Source organism: Mesorhizobium sp. M6A.T.Cr.TU.016.01.1.1, from assembly GCF_003952585.1.
GTDB lineage: Bacteria > Pseudomonadota > Alphaproteobacteria > Rhizobiales > Rhizobiaceae > Mesorhizobium > Mesorhizobium mediterraneum.
In genome coordinates this window covers 1,051,822-1,071,402 of sequence record NZ_CP034452.1, presented here as the reverse complement: position 1 = coordinate 1,071,402, position 19,581 = coordinate 1,051,822, and the positions used below count along the sequence as shown (strand labels likewise).

The following is a 19,581-nucleotide window of genomic DNA, read 5'->3' as shown; positions in this document are numbered from 1 at the left end:
CTCAGGAGTCTCCAAGCCAGAATGTATCCGGCATGTAGACACCGAAATAGGCGGTCGGGTCGTAGCCGTAGAGAGCCTTGTCAGGCAGATTGCGCAGCCGCGAGGACGCCAGAACCGGCTGATGCGTTCCGTTCACGGTGCCGATGGAAAACACCTGATCGGTGTAGATCGACAGCATCGAGTTCCAGATTTCGGCGCGCTCCGTGGCTTCGGTAGATGCGTTCCAGCGCTTGAGTAAAGCCATCAACTCGACCACAGGCGGAAGATCGGGCGCCTCACCGACCTTGCCATGAGACAAGTAGTGGGCACCCCAGAGCGGCCATTGCAGCTGGTCGTCGATGGTGGGGGCCAGCTGGTACGGGTTCATGTCGGCGGTCGGCACGCCATTGTCGATGCCCGACCACATCGACATCATGACCTGGCCGCCAAGCGCGCGGCTGCGGAAGATATCGCGCTGCGAAGTCCGGATGAACAGGGCGATGCCGATCTTGCGCCAGTGATCGGTGATGAGTTCGAGCGCGTCGGTTTCCAGCGTGCTTTCGCCGGCCGTTTCCACTATGATCTGCGCAGGGCGTCCATCGGGAAGTATCCGCAGGCCGTCATCGTCACGCGTCTGAAGCCCGACCTCGTCGAGCAGGGCGTTGGCCTGGTCTGGATCATGGGCGACCCAGGCTTTCGCGAATTCCGGCCGGTAGAGCGGGCTCTCCGGCAGGACCGTATCGGCACTTTCCTGTGCCAATCCGTAGAACACAGCCATATTGATCTCGCGCCTGTCCACAGCGAGCGAAAGGGCACGGCGCACGCGCACGTCACGAAAAAGGCCACGCCACACCTGATCGGAACAATTCAGATTGGGCAGCAGCGCCAGCCGCGAACCCTGTGTGCGTTTCCAGAGATGCATCTTCACCGGGTAGCGCTTCTCCGCGTCCTTCAGGAAGGAGTAATCGCTGAAGTCAATTCCCATGCATTGCAGGTCGCTCTCGCCCGCACCGGTCTTGGCCGAGATGATCGCCGACGAGCTGACATTCATGACGATCCGGTCAACATAGGGCAGTTGCCGGCCATTCTCGTCCATTCGATGAAAGAACGGGTTGCGCTCGAAGACGAATTGCTCGGCCGGCGGTTTGGTCCGGTTCTGCCAGGGATCGAGCGTCGGCAGTTCCGGGTTCTCCGGGCGATACTGCCGCGACATGCGGATATGCAGGAGCGTCCATTTCTTGGCCCGGTTCTCCTTCATCAGGCCGGCGAGCCGGAATGGATCCTGGTATTTCTTGTGGAACTGCTTGAGATAGGCGGCCGGCAGAACAAGCGATAGCGGCGAAGCAGCAGCGAGCTTGGGCAGGAAGTCGGGATTGGGCGCATTCCAACTATAGCGGACCGTCAACGGATCGACGATCTCGAAGCGTGGCGGCCTGCCGTCCGCCAGCAGGGTCGGGGCAAGCCCGCCCTGCGAAAGCTCATCATTCAGCCAGACATCTTCCCAGCAATAGCGAAAATCCTCCGGCGTCAGCAGGCTACCGTCAGACCATTTATGCCCTTCCCGAATCTTGAAAGTGAAGACGCGATCATCCGCTACGTCGAAACTTTCGAGAATGTCGGGTTGCAAGTTAAGCTTTTCGTCATAGCCGACCAGGCGAGCATATCCGTAGATCGTCATCATCCGGATATCTTTCTGGCTGCCGATGATCGTGCGCAGCGTGCCGCCATACTGGCCGGGCTGCCGGCCCATCGCGGCGAGGTTCAACGCGCGCGGGCTCTTGGGCAAGCGTTCGGCGAGTGCCGGCAGCGCCCTGGCCTTCAGCCGCGGCTGAAGAAATTCCGGCTCCAGATCGCCGGCGCGCGACGTGCCCGGCAGAAATGCCGAAGCCATGAGTCCAAGGACGGTGCGCCGGCTGATCAATGGCGTAACTCGCTGACATCGGCCGTACGCCGGGCCAGCACGAGGTGGCCGCCGCCAAGGTCGAGCGGCGACAGCATGCCCTCGTCGCCTTCGTCGCGGAATTGCGGTCCCCATGCGCTGGTGTCGGATGCGCCGCCGAGCTGCAGCGTCTTGAAATCCATCGGCCTGTCGAGATCGGGGAAAGGTACTGCAGCTACTAGTGAGCGCGTGTAGGGGTGGACCGGTTTCCTAAGCAGAATTTCGCGCGGCGCGAGCTCGACGATACGCCCGCCGCACATCACCGCGATGCGGTCTGCCATGTAGTCCACCACCGCCAGGTTGTGGGATATGAACAGGTAGGTCAGGCCCAGTTCCGTCTGCAGGTCCTTCAGAAGGTTCAGGATTTGCGCCTGGACAGAGACATCGAGTGCCGAAACCGGCTCGTCGCAGATCAGGAGTTCAGGCCCCAGCGCCAACGCGCGCGCGATGCCGATACGCTGACGCTGCCCGCCGGAGAAACTGTGCGGATAACGCTTGATGAAGCGCGGATCGAGCCCGATTGCCTGCATCAGGCTCTTGACCGTGGCGAGTCGGGACGCGGCATTGCCACGTTGATGGATTTCCAGCGGCTCGCTCAAGATGTTCTCCACCGTCATGCGAGGTGAAAGCGACGAAACCGGATCCTGGAAGACCATCTGGATTTTCGCGCGCAGCATGCGCAGGGCGTCTCCCTCGGCTTCCAAGACGTCGATCGGACCATCGCGGCCGTTGAAGATCACAGAGCCGCCGCTAGGGGTGACAGCCCGCATGAGGATCTTGCTGACGGTGGTTTTGCCGCAGCCGCTTTCGCCGACAAGACCCAGGCACTCACCCCGCCTGATATCGAAGCTCACGCCGTCCACGGCGCGAACAGAGGCTTGATGATCTTCGCCGAACCATCCGGACTTGCGGATGGTGAAGGTCTTTGTCAGATCCCTGACCGACAGCAGGATGTCGTCCGGCCCCTTCGATGCCGGCGCCGTCTGCTTGCCGAGCAGGTTCCCGACATTCACCGGCACCTCGCGGAGCGCCTTTAGCCTTTCGCCAGGCTTCAGGTCGAAATGCGGAACGGCTGCCATCAGGCCCTTCAGGTAAGGGTGGCCTGGCCGGCGGAATATCGCCTCCACAGGTCCCGCTTCCATGATCTCGCCCTGGTACATGACCACCACCTCGTCGGCGACATTGGCGACCACGCCAAGGTCGTGCGTGATCAGCAGCATCGCCATGTTCAGCTTCGTCTGAAGCTCGCGCAGCAATTGCAGGATTTGCGCCTGGATGGTGACGTCCAACGCCGTCGTCGGCTCGTCGGCGATCAACAGGGCGGGCCGGCAGATAAGCGCCATGGCGATCATGGCGCGTTGACGCAATCCTCCCGAAAGTTCAAAGGGATACATGTCATAGGCGCGCTTGGGGTTGGGAAAGCCGACAAGGCCGAGCATTTTCTCGGTCCGCGCCTTGCGCTCCACCCGAGCCATGGGCGTATGAATCTGCAGGGATTCGCTGACCTGATTGCCGATCGTGTGCAGCGGCGACAGTGATGTCATCGGCTCCTGAAAGATCTTGCCGATGCGGCTGCCTCTCAACGCCCGGATTTCGGGTCCGTCACGCGGCATCTGCAGGATATCCTGCGTCGTGCCGGGCTTTTCAGGATCGGAAAACAGGATACGGCCGCGAACATGGGCTGTGTTCGGCAAAATGCCCATCACTGCCTGGCTGAGAACCGATTTTCCGGAACCGGACTCGCCCACAAGCGCGGTAACCTTGCCGGGCAGGACGCGAAGATTTGCACGCCTGACGGCATGCAAGGGTCCCCCGATAATGGCAAAAGAGATGCCAACATCCTCGATCCGCAGCAGATCAACACCCGAATTCATTCTCACACCAGCCCCACTCTGGCGGCCTGCCAGGCGGCAGGCCCAAAAAGCGAGACTAGCGTATTGCCAGCCTAGAGCAACTTGGATTCGAAACGGTCGCCAGTTCCCTGGCGGAACCGGCGACCGGACTGCATACCAAGGCGTTCGGATCAGATCGCGGCGGTTACTGGAGCTTCCTCGGGTCGGCCGCCGACAGCCGCGCGGCATCGCGATGAAGCAGCATGACCTGCTCGGCGTCCGATATTCGGTCGTAAATCGGCTCCAGCGCACCGTCTTCATCGAGCGCGAGAGCACCCGACAGATCGGGTGAAAGCACCGTCAGCTTCTGCTTGATGCCCGCCAGTTCCTCCTTGCCGAGCGTCAGCCAGCTGTTGGCGCCGCAATAGCTGGCGAAGTCTTTGCTGGCGAGAACGCTGTGCGGATGTTTCTTGGTCAGGGTCTGGAGGCGCTGGACCTCGTTTACAGCCGAGCCGAAGACAGAGAATGTGAGCCGGTCTGTAAGCCCGACATTGCCAAACATCACATTGCCGACATGCAGGCCGATACCAAACTTTATGTCGCCTAACCCCTGCTCCTTTCTGCGCAGATTGAGATCCATTATGCGCGCGCTAGCCTTGTGCGCTGCCGCAAGAGCAGCCTGGCAAGCGATCTCGGACTGCGAGCGATGCCTTTCGCAAGGGTAGACGGCAATGAAGCCATCACCTATGAAACTCATGATCTGCCCGCCGCTGCGATTGAAAGGTGCGGCAACGGCGTCGAAAAACTGGTTCAGCGTATCGATATAGATTTCGCGGCCGGAGGTTTCGGCAAGCCTTGACGACCCGCGCATATCGGCCATGACCAGTGCGGCCCGGATGGTATCGCCCTCGCCGCGCTTGATCTGGCCGTCCAGCACGCGCCTGCCGGCGTCGCCGCCGAGATAAGTGGTCATCATGTTGTCGGCGAGCTTGGTGAGCACCGCCATCTTGGTTGCGATGGCGAGATGGTTCTGGATGCGCAGCAGCGCCGAAATCATGCTGTCGCTGAAGCCTGCAGCACTGTCGGTGGACCAAGACCCCAGCATGCCCTGACTGGTATTGCCGCTGAAGGGATGCACGAAAGCCATGTAATCGGTGACGCCCATAAGCCTGAGGTCATCGAAAACAGGAAATTCCGACGACACTGACGGGTCGAGCCGGCGCCGCAGATGGTCGAGCTTGTTGCTGAGCAGATGATAGTATGGGCTGGTCAGGAATCTGTCAGAATGAACGCCGTCCTCCTTGCGGAAGCCTTCCACTTCCAGGCCCTGGCCGCGGAGCCAGGTGAAGCCAAGCGCGTCATAAAGCGGATGAAGCATCGAAAAGCTCAAATGCACCCGCTTCAAAGGCAGGCCGGCAGCAGCCAGCCGTTCACAAAAGCCCTTTACCAATGTTTCCAGGTCGTCGCCCGCCAGCGCCGATTGGGTCAGCCAATCGGCAACCCTATCCATGAGAATGGCAGAAATTTCTGCTTGCGCTGTGCTCATGCTATCTCCGAACTCTTGGGCCTCATGTGGCGAGGCTGCCGGCGGGATGCAATCACGATCCTGACAGCGGGCAAAAAATTCGCCGGCTCGGACGCCATCAGGCCTTCACCACCGTCTCTCGGGCTAGCCCGAGGCGGCCAAAAACATTGCGTGTGTCGATGATCAGAGGAGCGTGATCAGCGATCGCCTGATAGTCGATCGCGTCGTGGTCGGTTGCAACGACGACAGCGTCGAAATCCTTCAAGGCCACCTCGGTCAAGTCGACCGAGCGACGCCCCTTGATCGCCATATGCTCCCGTGTGGTCGGGATTTCGGTAACATGCGGATCGTGGAATTCCGCCTTGCCGCCCCATTCCTCGATGAGTTCAATGAGCCGCAATGAGGGGCTTTCGCGGATGTCGGGCACATTCTTCTTATAGGCGAGCCCGATGATGAGAATGCGCGAGCGGCTGAGCGCCTTGCCGTGGCGCCGGTCCAGCGCCTTCGCCAGTTCATCGACCACATGACGCGGCATAGCCGTGTTGATCTCTGCGGCCAGCTCGATGAAGCGGGTCGGCAGTTCGTATTCGCGCGCCTTCCACGTCAGGTAGAAGGGATCGATCGGAACGCAGTGCCCGCCAAGTCCAGGGCCAGGATAGAAAGGCATGTAGCCGAAGGGCTTGGTCTTTGCCGCCTCGATCACCTCCCAGATGTCGATGCCCATCGCACCGAGCACGACCTTCAACTCGTTGACGAGGGCTATGTTGACCGAGCGGAAGATGTTTTCCGTCAGCTTGACCGCCTCGGCGGTCGCCGTGGTGGAAACCGGAACGACGGTCTTGACCACGCCCTGGTAGAAAGCCTGCACGAGCGTCGCCGCTTCAATGCCGTCACCTGCCACGACCTTGGGGATCGTCGCGACTTCAAAGCTGCGGTTGCCGGGATCCTCGCGCTCGGGCGAGAAGCCGAGGAAGAAGTCTATCTTCGACTGCAAGCCGGTCTTTTCCAGTATGGGCTTGATCACGTCGTCGGTGGTGCCAGGATAGGTGGTCGATTCCAGCACGATCAGCTGGCCGAGACGTAAATGCTTCGCGATGGTGTCTGCCGTGTTTCTGACAAAGGAGAGGTCCGGCTCTCGGTGTTTCGTCAGCGGTGTCGGAACGCAGATGATGATGACATCGCAGACGGCCAGTTCGGCAAAATCCGCAGTGGCGCGGAACCGTCCGATCGCCACCTCGCTGGCAAGGGCTGTGGACGTCACCGCCTCAATATAGGACTGACCGTTGTTCAGGCTCTCGACCTTCTGGGCTTCGACGTCGAAGCCGGAAACCGGGAAGCCGGCGCGTGCGATCGCAACCGCCAGCGGCAACCCGACGTAGCCCAGTCCGATCACGCCGACTTGCGCGGCACGCGTCGAAATCCGGTTCAGAAGACTGTCATATGTCGATCGTGAGGCGTCCAAAAATCTGCTTCCCGTCAATTCGGACAGGCTGTCCGCGCCCATGGCGAGGCGCACCATGGTCCCAAGAACCATTGCCGAGGCATATTGCGGAAAATCGGTTTCCGCAAGCCGTCATCAGACCGGCACCTTCGCCTTCAGGCTTGCGGCAGCAATCGCATAGCCGCCGGCGGCGCCATCGATGAAATGAACGTGATCGCGCTGCAGCGGCGATGCGACGAGGCATGTCATCAAGGCCGATTTCTGGCGGTGCAGGCCATAGTTGCAGATGCCCGCCTCTTCCGCCTGTTTCAGCCGGTTCTCGATCCGTTGCAACACATCCGCGTCAACGTCGATGGTCATCTTCAAGCCGTCGTCGAACTTCCGGAAATCCGAATTGCTGGCCACGTCGCGTTTGTAGATCTTCGGATCGAAACTGCCGATCCTCCAGCCATATCTATCCGTAACAGCCGTAAGCGTCATCAGGAACACTACCCACAGTTTCGATAGCCACCGCCATCCTGCGGGTGCCATGGCCCGCGCCTCGATATCGAGGCCGGCGGGCAGAAAACTGTAGCTCGGCCCGTTCACCGGCACCGGGTGGCCATCGCGTTCCTGCCTGCCGGCAAGGGCGATGATGTCGGAAGCCAGAAACTGAAAACCGCGCAGGTCGCGCAACGCCCCCGGTACGGCTATGATCGAGACGATTTCGCCATGCCGGGCTTCGATCGGGTTCCAGCGGCAGGAGAGGCCGGTCAGATCCGGCCGCGCGCCGGCCGGCGCAGGATCGATGCGGTAGCGCCCGGCTTTCATCTCGGCTTCCGCCCAACTGCCGCCACCTCCGGCGAACATGGCATAGAAGACCGCTTCGGAGGCCTGGAACCTCGCCACGCGAACGTCGAGGCCTTGCGCTCTTATATCCTTTATCGGCACGATTGCGGCACGCAAGGTCAGATCCAGTTCGTCCGCCACCCATCTCTGGACAGCCGCCAGCGCGTTGCGGATGATCTCCAGCGCCGAGCCAGGAAACGCCACGAGCGCGCCGTCGCCGCCGAAGACAAAGGGAAGATCTTGCCTACCCAGCGCATTGAGCAGCGCCGAAATGACGCTGGCACCGGCCATATTGACGGTTTTATAGCGCCCCGCCTCGATCGCCTTGGTCGAGCCGACGATGTCTGCGGTGGCCAGCGCCCAGCCATCGGGGAGAGGCCGATAGTTATCGATATCGGCAACGCTTTCGAACCTTGCGAAGACCGGCAAAGAAGCGACAAACGGGTCGGACGCGGCAGCTGTTTCCATGAGCATCAGATAGCACATTCCAGTGCTTGAAGGGTGAAGTCGATCATGGTTCGAAATTGACTTGCGCAGGCTTTCCGATGATAGGGTCCGGCGATGCGAATTGCTTTCTACGCGCCGCTGAAGTCACCCAATCATCCCGTTGCCTCCGGCGACCGCCAGATGGCACGGATGCTGGTCAAGGCGCTGGAGTATGTAGGGCATAGCGTCGAACTGGCATCCGAATTGCGCTTGTATCTACGCGAACCGGAGTCGAAGAGTTTCGATGCGCTCAAGACCGAGGCCCGAGAGGAGGCTGCGCGGCTGACCAAGCTTTGGGATCGTGACGGCAAGCCCGATCTCTGGTTCTCCTATCATCCCTATTACAAGGCGCCCGACCTGATCGGGCCCGAGCTGGCGTCGGCCTTTGCTGTCCCCTACGTGACAGCGGAAGCCTCCTATTCGAGGCGGCGCAACGCCGGCTTGTGGGCCGATACGCAAGCGTTGGTGGCGCGAGCCGTCGAACAGGCAGCGCTGAACATCTGCTTCACGCAAAGGGATCGTCAGGGACTGACAGATGCGATTCCCGACGCCGCTCTCGGTATGCTTTCGCCCTTCATCGACACATCGGTATTCCGGGAACTGCCGGCACGGGGTTGTCCGACGCGCCTCGTTACCGTCGCCATGATGCGCCCGGGCGACAAAGTCGAAAGCTATCGCATGCTGGCGCAGGCGCTCGGTCCGATCGGCCACGTGCCCTGGACCATGTCGGTCGTCGGGGATGGGCCTGCCCGTGACGAGGTCAAAGCGCAATTCGCCGGCTTGCCCGCCGACCGTATCGAATGGCTTGGCGCGATTGAGCCAGCCGCCGTGCCGGATGTCCTCTACCGTGGGGGAATTTACGTCTGGCCGGGTTATGGCGAGGCCTATGGCGTTGCCTATCTTGAAGCGCAGGCCGCCGGCCTTCCGGTGGTGGCTCAGGACATCGCCGGCGTGCCGGAGGTCGTGCGGGATGGCCAGACCGGGTTTCTCACCCCGCCGGGCGATGTGGCGGCGTTCGCTTCTGCCATTGAAAGGCTTCTGGCCGGCAACGACGAAAGAACCATCATGGCCGCGGAAGCCAGGCGTTTCATCCTCGAAGAACGTTCCCTCGGTGTTGCAGCGGCGCGTCTGGCCAAACTTCTTGCGAAGATCCCGGTTTCATGACATCCGATCAGATCTGGCAGCCCTTGGTGGAAGAACTGGCGTGCCTGCAACGGGCGGACCGTAAGGCAGAGTTCTGGCTGCGCGACGACGACGCCGTGGATCCGACGCCTGCGCTTGATCGGCTGCTCGACCTTACCGGTAAATTCGCGGTTCCGGTCACTCTGGCCGTCATTCCGGCCCTGACTGATGAGAAGCTTGTCGTCCGGCTTGGCGAGGCGCCGCATGCCACGGTCGCCATCCATGGCTGGGCGCACCGAAATCATGCGCCCGAGCACCAGAAAAAGCAGGAACTCGGCGCGCATCGGCCACGCGAGGCGGTGCTCGATGATCTGGCTCGCGGGCTGACGCACGTAACCGAACTGCACCGCGCACGTGCCGTTCCGATGCTGGTGCCACCTTGGAACAGGATCGACGCCGGCTTGGTATCCGACCTTGGATCGATAGGATTTTCGGCATTGTCGGTCTATGGGCCGCCGAGGCCGGCTTCACTTGCAGTCATCAACAGCAATGTCGACATCATGGATTGGCATGGCACGCGCGGCTGCCGCGATCATGGCCTATTGGTTCAGGCTATCATCGCGCAATTGCAGCATGCAATCGACGGCGGCGAACCGGTCGGCCTGCTCACCCACCATCTCGTGCATGATGAATCGGCCTGGCTCTTCCTCGAACGGCTGTTCACAGTCACCGCACAGACTGAAGCCTGCGCATGGCTTCCGATCAGGACATTGATCGGGCGCAGCGGCGCTAGAGCAATTCCAGGAAAAGTGTGAGCGGTTTTCCCGGGAAAAGCGCGTAGCGCTTTCCCTTGGGAATTGCGTCAAAACAAAGAGGTAGAGCGGTTCGCCGTTTCTGTGAAACGGTGAACCGCTCTAGAGGAAAATAGCTCAGCGCTTTTTGCGCAATGAGACTGGAAATTTGAGCGTCTGGCCATCCCGCGCGGCAAAAGCGCCGGTAAACCTGTCTTTGGCCAGTTTCTCGATCTCGTCCAGGTCCTCGTCGGTCCGCGTCGGATCGTGGTGAAACAGCGCAAGCCCCCGCGCACCGGCCGCCTCACAGAGCTTGACGCCCTGTTGCCATGTCGAGTGCCCGTAACCGCGGCGGCGTTCCATTTCCTCCTCGGTGTAGGTGCAATCGTAAATGACGAGGTCGGCATCTTCGATCAGGGCGAGCACCGCCTGATCGAGTTTGTCCGGCTCGTGCTCAGTGTCTGTGATCACCGCCACGACGCGGCCGCCCCATTCGACTCGGTAGCCTATGCAGCCGCCCGGATGGATAAGACTGCCGGTTCGGACCACCACCCCTTCGCGCGGCCGAAGCACGTCTCCGGATACGAAATCGCGATAGTCGAGGCTTGCCTTGCAGATCTCCAGTTTCACCGGAAACCACGGCGGCCGCATGAACTCATCGACCATCTGCCGGGTCGTCATGTGTCCTGCAAGATGCCCGGACCAAAGCGTAACCTTGGCGCTCCGGTCATAGATCGGCGCAAAAGACGGCAATCCGATGATGTGATCGTAATGGCAATGGGTGAAAAGCAGGTCGAAATCGGTCACGGCCGACGCCTGAAGCGCCCCGCCGGCAGGCCGTAGGCCAGAGCCCGCGTCGAACAGAAGCGTATGCTTACCGCATCGCATCTCAATGCAGATTGTGTTGCCGCCATAGCGAGAGAATTCTGGCCCTGATACCGAAATGCTGCCGCGCACACCCCAAAACCTGACCAGGAAAACGTCGTCGTCCATGCTACCCCTTCGCCCATCTTAGCCAAACAACTGCTGCTATGCGAGACAGGCTTTCTCCGGGCGACCTTCTCAGCAAGAGGACAATGCCATCACGACGGCGAGGATCGAGCGCACGTCTTGGTTATTTGGCGCTTCGTGCGTCGATCAGATCCGCGGTCGTATGGCTTAGGCGATCGGCAAGAACCCGCAATATCTCGATGGTCATTTCCGGGAACTCCCTCATAAGCCTCAGGAAATGATCCTTACGGATTCTCAAGACTTCCAGCGGACTTGCCGCTCTGACGGTGGCAGTGCGGGAGCTGTTGCACAATATGGCGATCTCGCCAACAATCGAATTTGACTCCAGTTCGGCAACTTTTATCGGTCCGCTGTCGGAATCGACCAGAATATCTGCCCTGCCTGAAAGGATGACATAGGCGGCGTCTCCCTCGTCGCCCTGCCGGAAAAGGATCTGGCCGGCGCTGTAGCTCACACGATCGGATGTGAACGCAAGCAGCTTGAGCTTTGTCGGCTCGATGGCAGCGAACAAGGGAACGCGTTGCAGCATTCCAACTTCATCCTTGAGCAGCATTGTCGCAAACCTTCCCAATTCGCGTTTGCCAGACTAGACCAACGGACGCCCAGATGGAATCAATTCTGTTTCCGGGATGGCGAGACGAACCACTCCGAATGGTAGCGAACCCGGATCAGGTGCAAACCTCAATCCCTTGACCTTGCAACAAGTTCCCACCGGCAGAATGATCCCATCGGAATGTCCAAAGCTCTATGACAGCAGTTCCTTGAAGATACCGTTCCCTGCCAAAAGTGTCTCGTGTGTTCCGTCTTCCACCAAACGACCCGAGTCGAAGACGACAACGCGATCGAACATCATCGCCATTGCCGGATTCGTCACGACCCACACAATTGCCGGCGAATGGCCGTCGCGTCTGGCTTCCTCGAGCACGTTTCGCAGCACCTTATCCTGCATGCGCTGGTCGAGCGCCGACAGCGGCCGGTTGAGAATGAGAAAATCGGGACGCTTGATCAGGGCCCGGGCAACATCGAGCTTCTGTCGCTGTCCACCGGTCAGCCGCCTGCCACCGGAGCCGACGTTGAAGTCCAGGCCGACATCCAGAAGTTCGTCATAAAGCCCCAGTTCGTCAAGGATGTCATAGACGATAGACCGTATACGGTCCGGCGCGTCGGGATGGTTGGTGCCCACACGCCCGAACAGGACATTGTCCATGACGGTAGCCGCGGCAATGTATTTGGCAGGATCATATCGTTCGACTGCATTTTGCAGCTCGGGCGGCAGGTTTTCATAGAACTGGTTGCGTGCAGCGACGATCTTGCTCATGAGCTCGTCGCTCAGCAGGCCGAAGCGGTGCCGGGGCTCGATATAGTTAAAGCTCAAGGTGATGATCATGGCGCGGTCGTTCTCCGAAACCGCCTCGTAGGGACGGTTTTTGAGCCGTTGCAGCAAGCTTTCGTAGGCGGGTATCTCCTCGGCGCTCATGAAGGCGAGCTGCTGGAAGAACTGGTGATCGGGCGGCAGGTCGGCGAACAGCTCGATCGCCTGTTCGGCGATCTCCATGCCCATTTCGTAGAACGTGCGGTCGAGGCCGGCTTGCTTCAGCACAGAAGCAAAATAGGGATTGGCCGCCAGAGCCCTGTCGGCCAGTTCGGGGCCGGCGGCAGCGCCGAAGAGCAGGTTTTGGCCGATCGTTGCTTCCTTGTTGTACGCGCCCGGTTCGAAAGGAGCCACCAGTCCGCTCAGCCCTTCGTGTTCCAGCCGGGTTCGCAGCGCCGCACGCAGTTCGACGATCCGCCTGGCAAGCTCCGTGTGACGCGTGAGGTCGGCCGAAGAGCGCAAGCCAAGATCCAGAATGTCGCGCGACAGAACAACCGCGTCGAGCACCCGGCGCACGGCTTCAAAGAGGTCGTGCGGGCCGGTAGCGCCAGCGGAAGCATAGTTGATCCAGTCGCTGTGGATATCAAGCTCCGGATTGCCCGACCGACGCGCCTCGTCGATGTTCCAGCGGCGCTGGTCTGCCGCAGCACCCTCATAAGTCACCGATGTCAGCGGCGCGTGCTTTAACCCGTAGAGCAGGTTATCGCGGAGGCTTGCCTGGAACAGGAAAACATCCGACGAGGCATAGGACATGCGCCGGCCGGTCACTGCTTCGGGGAGTTCAAGCAGGTCGTCGGCGCCCGAAGCGACCCTTCCGCTGTCCGGCCGATTCAGCCGCGCGAAGGCTTCTGCTAGCGCCTCCGCTCCACCTGTTGTGGTGCTGACCAGCGCCACCGTCTCACCCGGCTTGACCTGGAGGGAGATATGATCGAGGAGCATTGCACCGCCATCGTCTGCCATGGACAGATTGATGGCCGACAGGGGGTTGGTCATCGGAGCGGGATCGTTGATCGTCAATGCCCCGATTGTCGGCGCAATGAGACCCTCGGCGGTAAACTGTTCAACGACCTGCTGATATTTGACCTGGACATCCTGCCGCGCCTGATCCCAATCGATCAGTTCTTTCATCGGTCCGGGCAGGTCCTTGTAGGCGCCGATCACGGCCACGAGCTGGCCGACGTCCAACCGGCCCTGGATGACCAGGTACCCGCCGATCATGTAGAACAAAAAGGGCGTGACCTGCGCGAGAAAATTGTTGAGGAACTTCACCATGAATTTCCATTGGTAAAGATCGAAACGGATTTTAAAGATAAGCCCGAGCCGGGCAGCTATGTCGGCCCGCTCGTAGTTTGATGTGTCGTGGACGTGCACCGCGCCGATGCCGTCGACGATTTCGCCAACCCGGCCCGAAAGCGCGCGCGCCGTCAACTGCCGCTCGCGCCCGAGCACGATCAGCCGCCGCCGCATTCGCGGGATGAGCACGATCTGGATCCCCACGATCACGGCCGCTATCATTCCCAACCAGACGTTCTGGACCATGATGAACAGCATGGCCGTCAGCGCTTGGCCGCCGAGCAGCACCGGCTGCACGAAGGCATCGCCGATGAAGCCGCCCAGCGGCTCCACCTCGTCCTTCACCATGGTCGCCACTTCGGCGGATTTCACCCGCTTGAAGTAAACCGGCGGAAACCGCAGCACACGATCGACCAGATCGAAACGGATACGCCGCAGCATGCGTTCGCCGAGGCGGCCCTTGTAGGTGTTGATGTAGAGTTTGAACAGGCCGTTGATGATGACTAGCAAGAGAAACACAACGCTCAGCGCAAACAGCGTCTCCTTGCGGTCGAGCTGAAAACCGGAGAAGAACTGGACCTCTCCGATGAACGGCAAGTTATAGTGTAGCCTCATGAATGGCTGGGTCGCGCCCGGTTGCTCGAAGCCGCCACCTTGGATCGGGCCGTTGACGATCAGCTTCGGCAGGTCGAAGGACATGAAATACGGGATCATCGAAAGCACGACGATCATCAATATCCAGAGTTGCTGCTTCTTGGTGTGCGTCCAGATATAGCGGGCTAGGCTGGGTTCCATATGCGGCTGTGGACCCTTCAGTTGGAAAGATGCAGGATGTAAAAGCACCTGCTGGCGAATAGCATATCGGCGATTTCTTCGTCGCCAGCGGCAAGCTCGAAGCTGCAGTGCACGGAGATTGTCCTGCGCTCAACGATGGACGGAACCTGCGAGGCGGCGCGATCCAGTTCCGGCGCATGGTCGATGACAACGACGTGGGAATTGGCGATCAGCGAAGACTGCAGCTGGCCGAACGGTTCGCGGCTTCCGTAGGGTTTTGGCGAATAGCCGAGCGGCACGAGGCCCCGGCTGCGCGGCTGGTGCTGCCAGATGGACGCCGCTGCTCCGGACAGATGCAACAGGCTCTCTCCGGCACCGGGCAATGGCGAAGCAGCTTGCAGCATAATCACATCCGCGAATCAACAGCCTTGCGCGAGGCAAGATTGCGTTGTGTCGCCCGAAATCCCAACATACAAGGCGAATATGATGGATGTCACGCAACCACGCAATGCCGGCATGGACTGGCACGAGCAAGCCTTGGACCTCACGCGGGGAATTGCTGCCTATGTCAACTGCCCTCTCGTGGCAGGGCTGGCGCGCGTCGTTACCAAGCATCCGAAGGCCGATATCGCCAACGCCTTCAACCACAAGCAGGTCGCCTGCAAGATGTGGGCGCTCGATAGGCTGTTCGAAAGCTGCGGCGGCCGGTTCGAGCGTATATGGGTTCTGGGTGGATGGTACGGCATATTGCCGGCAATGCTTTTCAACGACGCCCGCTTCGATATCGCGGCGGTCGATAGCATCGACATCGATCCCGAAGTCGCTCCGGTCGCCCGGACCCTCAACCGGGAAGCAGGCGACCGGTTCCGGGCGCTGACGGCAGATATGTACGCACTCGACTATGCGGCCGGGCGACCCGACCTGACGGTCAATACGAGCTGCGAACACATAGCCGATCTGCGCGCTTGGCTTGCTCTGCTTCCGCGGGGCATGAATGTGCTGCTGCAATCGAACGATTATTTCAGCGAGCCAACGCACATCAGCTGCGTGGCCTCACTTGCAGCCTTCGAAGCAATGGCGGCGCTACGGGAGGTGCGGTTCTCCGGCGAACTACCGACAAAAAATTATACGCGCTTCATGCTTATCGGAACTGTTTAATGCATTTCGTCCGCGTAGCGGTTTTGGGACAATGACGTGGATAAAAATAAGGACTTGAAGCGCGTCGCACGAACCTCGCCAGACGCGCGTTAGAATCCATCGTCTGTTTGATCATATACTTTTCCGAAACCGGGCCTCACTTTTAGGGACCAGGTTCGATACCGCTCACGCAGGATTTGCGCCGAGTGACGCGCGCCTTCCAGATCGAGACGATGCGCGGATGGCGTCGGTCCCACAAGCGCCTGTTCGATCGCTTGCGCCAAACCTTCAGGCGTCAGGTCATTTTCCATCAGCACCGTTGCAAGACCGAGTTCTTCGAGCATCAGGGCGCGAACCGTCTGTTCGGTTTCCCCGCCGGCTGCAAATGGAACGAGCAGGGAGCGACAACCCGCGCGCAGGACATCGCAGACCGTGTTGTAACCCGCCTGCGAGGCTGACAGGCGGGCGCCGGTCAGCAGGCTGGCGAAATCCTCGCGGAACCGGAAGATGGACAGGCCCGGCGTGGCATCGTGTGCGATCGCGTCAAACTCGTCTTTCGGCAGGTTTGGGCCGGTGATCAAACACCATTTCCAACCGTTGTTAGCATTCCGCGCCGCTGCGATGGTGGAGCTGACAAGGCTCTTTCCGGCAGCCCCGCCGCCAACCGACACCAGAACGTCGAAGCGCTCGGAGGTCGCGGGCGCTGGCGGCGCGGCAACGAGCCCTGTGTAGGTGACCTCGGTCCTGATCGCCCCAGCCAGTGGAAATGTCTTGTCGATGGTTGCGAAAGCCGGATCGCCGTGGACCATGACAAGGTCGAAATGCCTGTTGATGAGATCGACCGTTTCCTCGTTTCGGCCCGGCTTGACGCGCTCCTGAAGGATATCACGGACGGACGTCGCCAGCAGCGGTCTGGGCGATGTCGCGTCGATGGCCTCGATCAGCGGCAAGAGTTCGAAACGCATCTGCCGGCGTCCAAATGGAAACGCCTCGACAATGACAATATCAGGCCTGCAATCCCGGAATGCCTGCAGCAGCAGCTCCGAACGCCATTTCTTGAAATCATCATCGATGGGTTTGCCCTGCAGGTCGACGAGTCCGGAAAATCCTTCATCACCGGAGGTGACAGGTGGCAGGGTTACAGATTTTACACCCCGTCCCGGAAACCCCGCGATCGGCGCCCCGCCGGTCACGACGGTTACGTCAAACCCGTCATCGACCAGAGCCGCCGCAATGCGGCTGGCGCGCGCGAGATGGCCGATGCCGAGCAGGTGCTGGACATAGAAGAAAGCGCGCAGCCGCTTCATTCGGCGGCCCGCCACTCCCGCTCGAACAGTTCCTTGAGCTGTCCAATGCTTGCCATATGATCGAAATTGCCGCGCACGCGCCGCTCCGCGGCCTCGCCGAGGCGGGCGCGCAGCACGGGATCACGGATCAGGCGCTCCAGCGCCTGTGCCAGGGCAATTGGGTTTTCCGTCGGAACCAGCAGCCCGGTTTCATCCGGCGATAAGAGCTCCGGCACGCCGGAAATATCGGTCGACACGCAGGCAAGCCTCTGGCTGGCCGCCTCCACCAGAACATTCGGCAGACCGTCCCGGTCGCCATTTGCGGTGATCCTGCAGGCCAGGGCGAAGATGTCGGCGCCTCGGTAGTGCTCAAGCACCTCCTCCTGCGCAAGCGCGCCTTTCCAAGAGACGCGACCATCCAGTCCGAGCTTTTGCGCCAGCGCCTTGAGCCGTTCCAGTTCCTCGCCACCGCCGATATGCTCGAAACGCCACGCCAAATCACCAGGCAAGAGGGCGAGGGCCTCCAGCAAGGTATCGTAACCTTTCTTTTCAACGGCGCGCCCGACACTCAAAACGATAACCGGTTCGTCCGGCGCCGAGCCATCATGCTGTTTTCGCGCCTCGCCGAAACTGCCGAAGCGATCAAGGTCGAGCCCATGATAGCTCAGATGCACAGAGGAGCTGCCGTTAGCGAGTTTTTTCAGACGGTCGAAGCCGGTTTTCGTGCAAGTGACTGTCCAGCGCGCCGAGGAAAGCTTGCCGGCCAGATCCCAGTCCGCCGAAGTCCAGATGTCCTTGGCATGGGCCGAGCAGCTCCAGGGCAGTCCACGAAGCTGGCTGGCATAGCGCGTCACCGATGCCGGCGTATGCGCGAAATGTGCATGCAGCCAGCCCGCGCCTTCCGGCCATTCGGCCGCCAGCACGAGCGCTTGCCCGAAGCGGCGCGCGCGATTGCGCGTAAAGTCGCGGGGGATATCGCTAGCCAGCGATCCGAGCGCGCGCCAGAAGCCCGGCCACAGCATACAGGCAAACAGCGAGCGAACCACGCGCAGCGGCTCTTCATGCAGATATTCCGGCAGATAGTGGACGAGCGCTTTGATCTCGTCATGCACGGGGTGGCGTTTTGAGTCGGTCGGCCGCCTGAGCGCGACGAGTATCAGGTCGAACCCCGCACGCTCCAGACCGAGCAGTTCCTGCGCGATGAAGGTTTCCGACAGCCGTGGATAGCCCTTCAGAACCACGACGATCTTGCGATGTTGCAACTCAGTTCATGCCTTCAATGACCGAAAGGTGATGGCCGGCCCGCCGGTCGAGCAGTTCCGCGACGATTTCGGAAATATGAGGCAGCCCTTCCAGCGTCAGATGCGGATTGCTCTGCGATGGGCGGGGCCGCTCCGGCAGCACCTTCAGTGCATTGGCAAACCGCTGGGAATCCTCGGCTTCTTCCGGCAAAAGCATCTCGATAAGGCCGAGTTCGGCTGCGCGCCGTGCGCGGATCAGTTGTTCCTCGCGGGGCGTGACGCGCGGCACGATCAGCGCCGGCTTGTCGAAAGATAGTATCTCGCAATAGGTGTTGTAACCGCCCATCGCCACTACCGCCTTGGCGCCGGCAATCAGGTCTTCCATGCGGTTGTCGAACTCGATCATCTTGATGTAGGGGATCTTGCACCCCTTCTTGAGCAGCTTGTTGCGCTTGCGCGCCGGCATGTAAGGCCCAAGCACGATCAGCGCCCTATGCTGCAATTGCGGATCCTGGTGATAGGCATCGATGACGTCGTGGATCAGGTCGGCGCCGTCACCGCCGCCACCGGTGGTAACGAGGATATAGTCGCCCTCGGGCCGGTGGCCGGGCAACTCGTTCCGCTGCAGGCTCCGTTGCAGGAACCCGACGAACCTCATCTTTGCCCTGATAGCCGGCGGCACATCCAAGCCAGTCAACGGATCGTAGAAATCCGGCGGACCATAGGCCCAGACCTTGTCGTAGAACAGGCCTATCTTGCGCATCACATCTTTGCGTGCCCACTCCGCTTCGAGCAGATGCGGCGCGTCCATCACCTCGCGCAGGCCAAGCACGAGCGTGGTGCCCCGCGTCTTGAGGTAGGACAGAGTGTCCTCAATCTCACCGCGCAGGCCGAGCGGTTCCTTGTCGACGATGAAGATATCCGGCCGGAAGGTCTCGGCGGTGTGGCGGATGATCGACTGGCGCATCCTTAGCGTCTCATGCAGATCGATATCCTTTTCCAGCGAGGTGTATTCGCCGTTGCGCAACTTGATGACGCTGGGGATCTTCACGAAGTCGACACGGGCGCGGTAGTCGAAGGCGCCAGCGATAGTCGCACCCGAAATGATAAGCACCTGAAGTCCGCGGAAATCCTCGACCAGCGAATGCGCGATTGTCCGGCAGCGCTGCAAGTGGCCGAGCCCGAACGTGTCGTGGCTGTACATGAGAATTCGAGCGTTTTGTACGTGATGGGTCATTGCTGAACGTCTTCTAGAATTCTCGCCTTGAGGACCGTAGGCGACCCCGCTTCGAAACCATCCTCGCGGGTCATCCACCGACCTGTTTGAAACATGAGGCCGCAATTTTCAATTTGTACTACCCAGGAGGTCCAAGGATGCCGCTCTTTTTGATCGTGTCTTCAAGCTGATCGTCGTCCGCTATACGACGTTCGACAATGTCGTCCAAGCTCATTAATCACCTCAAAGTTCGGGCTATTCAAGCCGCCGCGTGACAGCGCCTCGCGGCCGAAAGTGGCGCAAGCTAT

Annotated in this window: 15 protein-coding genes; 3 read left to right on the top strand and 12 right to left on the bottom strand. The window is 60.5% G+C overall.

Translation table 11 applies throughout. The features are described from left to right. Window position 1 precedes the first annotated feature (1 nt). The 5 genes from EJ075_RS04965 to EJ075_RS04945 form a co-directional block, all read right to left on the bottom strand. Window positions 2-1,900, bottom strand: a complete 1,899-nt coding sequence (locus EJ075_RS04965) for an ABC transporter substrate-binding protein (RefSeq protein ID WP_126103593.1) — start codon at window positions 1,898-1,900, stop codon at window positions 2-4. Then, the gene (locus EJ075_RS04960) at window positions 1,897-3,792 is read right to left on the bottom strand and encodes an ABC transporter ATP-binding protein (RefSeq protein ID WP_095483619.1); all 1,896 of its coding nucleotides are present in this window, start codon (window positions 3,790-3,792) and stop codon (window positions 1,897-1,899) included. Before EJ075_RS04960 ends, EJ075_RS04965 begins: the two co-directional genes overlap by 4 nt. A gap of 163 nt (window positions 3,793-3,955) precedes the next feature. Next, window positions 3,956-5,296, bottom strand: coding sequence for an adenylate/guanylate cyclase domain-containing protein (locus EJ075_RS04955; RefSeq protein WP_126103592.1), 1,341 nt, complete (start codon window positions 5,294-5,296; stop codon window positions 3,956-3,958). Between the two features lie 97 nt (window positions 5,297-5,393). Then, complete coding sequence (locus tag EJ075_RS04950) at window positions 5,394-6,737, bottom strand: nucleotide sugar dehydrogenase (RefSeq protein ID WP_126103591.1); 1,344 nt, start codon at window positions 6,735-6,737, stop codon at window positions 5,394-5,396. Between the two features lie 114 nt (window positions 6,738-6,851). Beyond that, window positions 6,852-8,012 (bottom strand): DUF3095 domain-containing protein, encoded by a 1,161-nt coding sequence (locus tag EJ075_RS04945; RefSeq protein ID WP_126107240.1) that lies wholly within the window; start codon window positions 8,010-8,012, stop codon window positions 6,852-6,854. Between the two features lie 93 nt (window positions 8,013-8,105). Here EJ075_RS04945 and EJ075_RS04940 point away from each other — a divergent pair, with 93 nt between their 5' ends. Then, window positions 8,106-9,194: a glycosyltransferase family 4 protein gene (locus EJ075_RS04940; protein ID WP_126103590.1), complete on the top strand. Its 1,089-nt coding sequence runs from the start codon at window positions 8,106-8,108 to the stop codon at window positions 9,192-9,194. Beyond that, window positions 9,191-9,967: a polysaccharide deacetylase family protein gene (locus tag EJ075_RS04935; RefSeq protein ID WP_126103589.1), complete on the top strand. Its 777-nt coding sequence runs from the start codon at window positions 9,191-9,193 to the stop codon at window positions 9,965-9,967. The genes EJ075_RS04940 and EJ075_RS04935 overlap by 4 nt, the downstream gene beginning before the upstream one ends. 114 nt (window positions 9,968-10,081) lie before the next feature. Here EJ075_RS04935 and EJ075_RS04930 read toward each other — a convergent pair whose 3' ends face one another. From EJ075_RS04930 to EJ075_RS04915, 4 genes are all read right to left on the bottom strand, one after another. Then, a complete protein-coding gene (locus EJ075_RS04930) occupies window positions 10,082-10,936 on the bottom strand; it encodes an MBL fold metallo-hydrolase (RefSeq protein ID WP_095483623.1) in 855 nt (284 codons plus the stop codon). A gap of 121 nt (window positions 10,937-11,057) precedes the next feature. Next, the gene (locus EJ075_RS04925; protein ID WP_095483624.1) at window positions 11,058-11,507 is read right to left on the bottom strand and encodes a cyclic nucleotide-binding domain-containing protein; all 450 of its coding nucleotides are present in this window, start codon (window positions 11,505-11,507) and stop codon (window positions 11,058-11,060) included. Between the two features lie 192 nt (window positions 11,508-11,699). Then, a complete protein-coding gene (locus EJ075_RS04920; RefSeq protein ID WP_126103588.1) occupies window positions 11,700-14,414 on the bottom strand; it encodes an ABC transporter ATP-binding protein in 2,715 nt (904 codons plus the stop codon). Between the two features lie 17 nt (window positions 14,415-14,431). Then, window positions 14,432-14,797, bottom strand: coding sequence for a hypothetical protein (locus EJ075_RS04915; protein ID WP_126103587.1), 366 nt, complete (start codon window positions 14,795-14,797; stop codon window positions 14,432-14,434). Between the two features lie 82 nt (window positions 14,798-14,879). Here EJ075_RS04915 and EJ075_RS04910 point away from each other — a divergent pair, with 82 nt between their 5' ends. After that, window positions 14,880-15,551 (top strand): class I SAM-dependent methyltransferase, encoded by a 672-nt coding sequence (locus tag EJ075_RS04910; protein ID WP_126107239.1) that lies wholly within the window; start codon window positions 14,880-14,882, stop codon window positions 15,549-15,551. A gap of 89 nt (window positions 15,552-15,640) precedes the next feature. Here EJ075_RS04910 and EJ075_RS04905 read toward each other — a convergent pair whose 3' ends face one another. From EJ075_RS04905 to EJ075_RS04895, 3 genes are read right to left on the bottom strand one after another with little or no spacing between them, the layout of a single operon-like run. Further along, complete coding sequence (locus EJ075_RS04905) at window positions 15,641-16,837, bottom strand: glycosyltransferase family protein (protein ID WP_095483627.1); 1,197 nt, start codon at window positions 16,835-16,837, stop codon at window positions 15,641-15,643. After that, window positions 16,834-18,078 (bottom strand): glycosyltransferase, encoded by a 1,245-nt coding sequence (locus EJ075_RS04900; protein WP_095483628.1) that lies wholly within the window; start codon window positions 18,076-18,078, stop codon window positions 16,834-16,836. The genes EJ075_RS04905 and EJ075_RS04900 overlap by 4 nt, the downstream gene beginning before the upstream one ends. A 1-nt stretch (window position 18,079) precedes the next feature. After that, on the bottom strand, window positions 18,080-19,294 hold the full coding sequence (locus tag EJ075_RS04895) for a glycosyltransferase family protein (RefSeq protein WP_095483629.1): 1,215 nt from the start codon (window positions 19,292-19,294) through the stop codon (window positions 18,080-18,082). Window positions 19,295-19,581 lie beyond the last annotated feature (287 nt).

Bases quoted from the DNA above. Each gene is read 5' to 3' on its own strand.
- EJ075_RS04945 (WP_126107240.1), bottom strand. From the start codon at position 8,012: ATGGAAACAGCTGCCGCGTCCGACCCGTTTGTCGCTTCTTTGCCGGTC.
- EJ075_RS04935 (WP_126103589.1), top strand. From the start codon at position 9,191: ATGACATCCGATCAGATCTGGCAGCCCTTGGTGGAAGAACTGGCGTGC.
- EJ075_RS04930 (WP_095483623.1), bottom strand. From the start codon at position 10,936: ATGGACGACGACGTTTTCCTGGTCAGGTTTTGGGGTGTGCGCGGCAGC.
- EJ075_RS04960 (WP_095483619.1), bottom strand. From the start codon at position 3,792: ATGAATTCGGGTGTTGATCTGCTGCGGATCGAGGATGTTGGCATCTCT.
- EJ075_RS04915 (WP_126103587.1), bottom strand. From the start codon at position 14,797: ATGCTGCAAGCTGCTTCGCCATTGCCCGGTGCCGGAGAGAGCCTGTTG.
- EJ075_RS04940 (WP_126103590.1), top strand. From the start codon at position 8,106: ATGCGAATTGCTTTCTACGCGCCGCTGAAGTCACCCAATCATCCCGTT.
- EJ075_RS04905 (WP_095483627.1), bottom strand. From the start codon at position 16,837: ATGAAGCGGCTGCGCGCTTTCTTCTATGTCCAGCACCTGCTCGGCATC.
- EJ075_RS04925 (WP_095483624.1), bottom strand. From the start codon at position 11,507: ATGCTGCTCAAGGATGAAGTTGGAATGCTGCAACGCGTTCCCTTGTTC.
- EJ075_RS04910 (WP_126107239.1), top strand. From the start codon at position 14,880: ATGGATGTCACGCAACCACGCAATGCCGGCATGGACTGGCACGAGCAA.
- EJ075_RS04955 (WP_126103592.1), bottom strand. From the start codon at position 5,296: ATGAGCACAGCGCAAGCAGAAATTTCTGCCATTCTCATGGATAGGGTT.
- EJ075_RS04920 (WP_126103588.1), bottom strand. From the start codon at position 14,414: ATGGAACCCAGCCTAGCCCGCTATATCTGGACGCACACCAAGAAGCAG.
- EJ075_RS04895 (WP_095483629.1), bottom strand. From the start codon at position 19,294: ATGACCCATCACGTACAAAACGCTCGAATTCTCATGTACAGCCACGAC.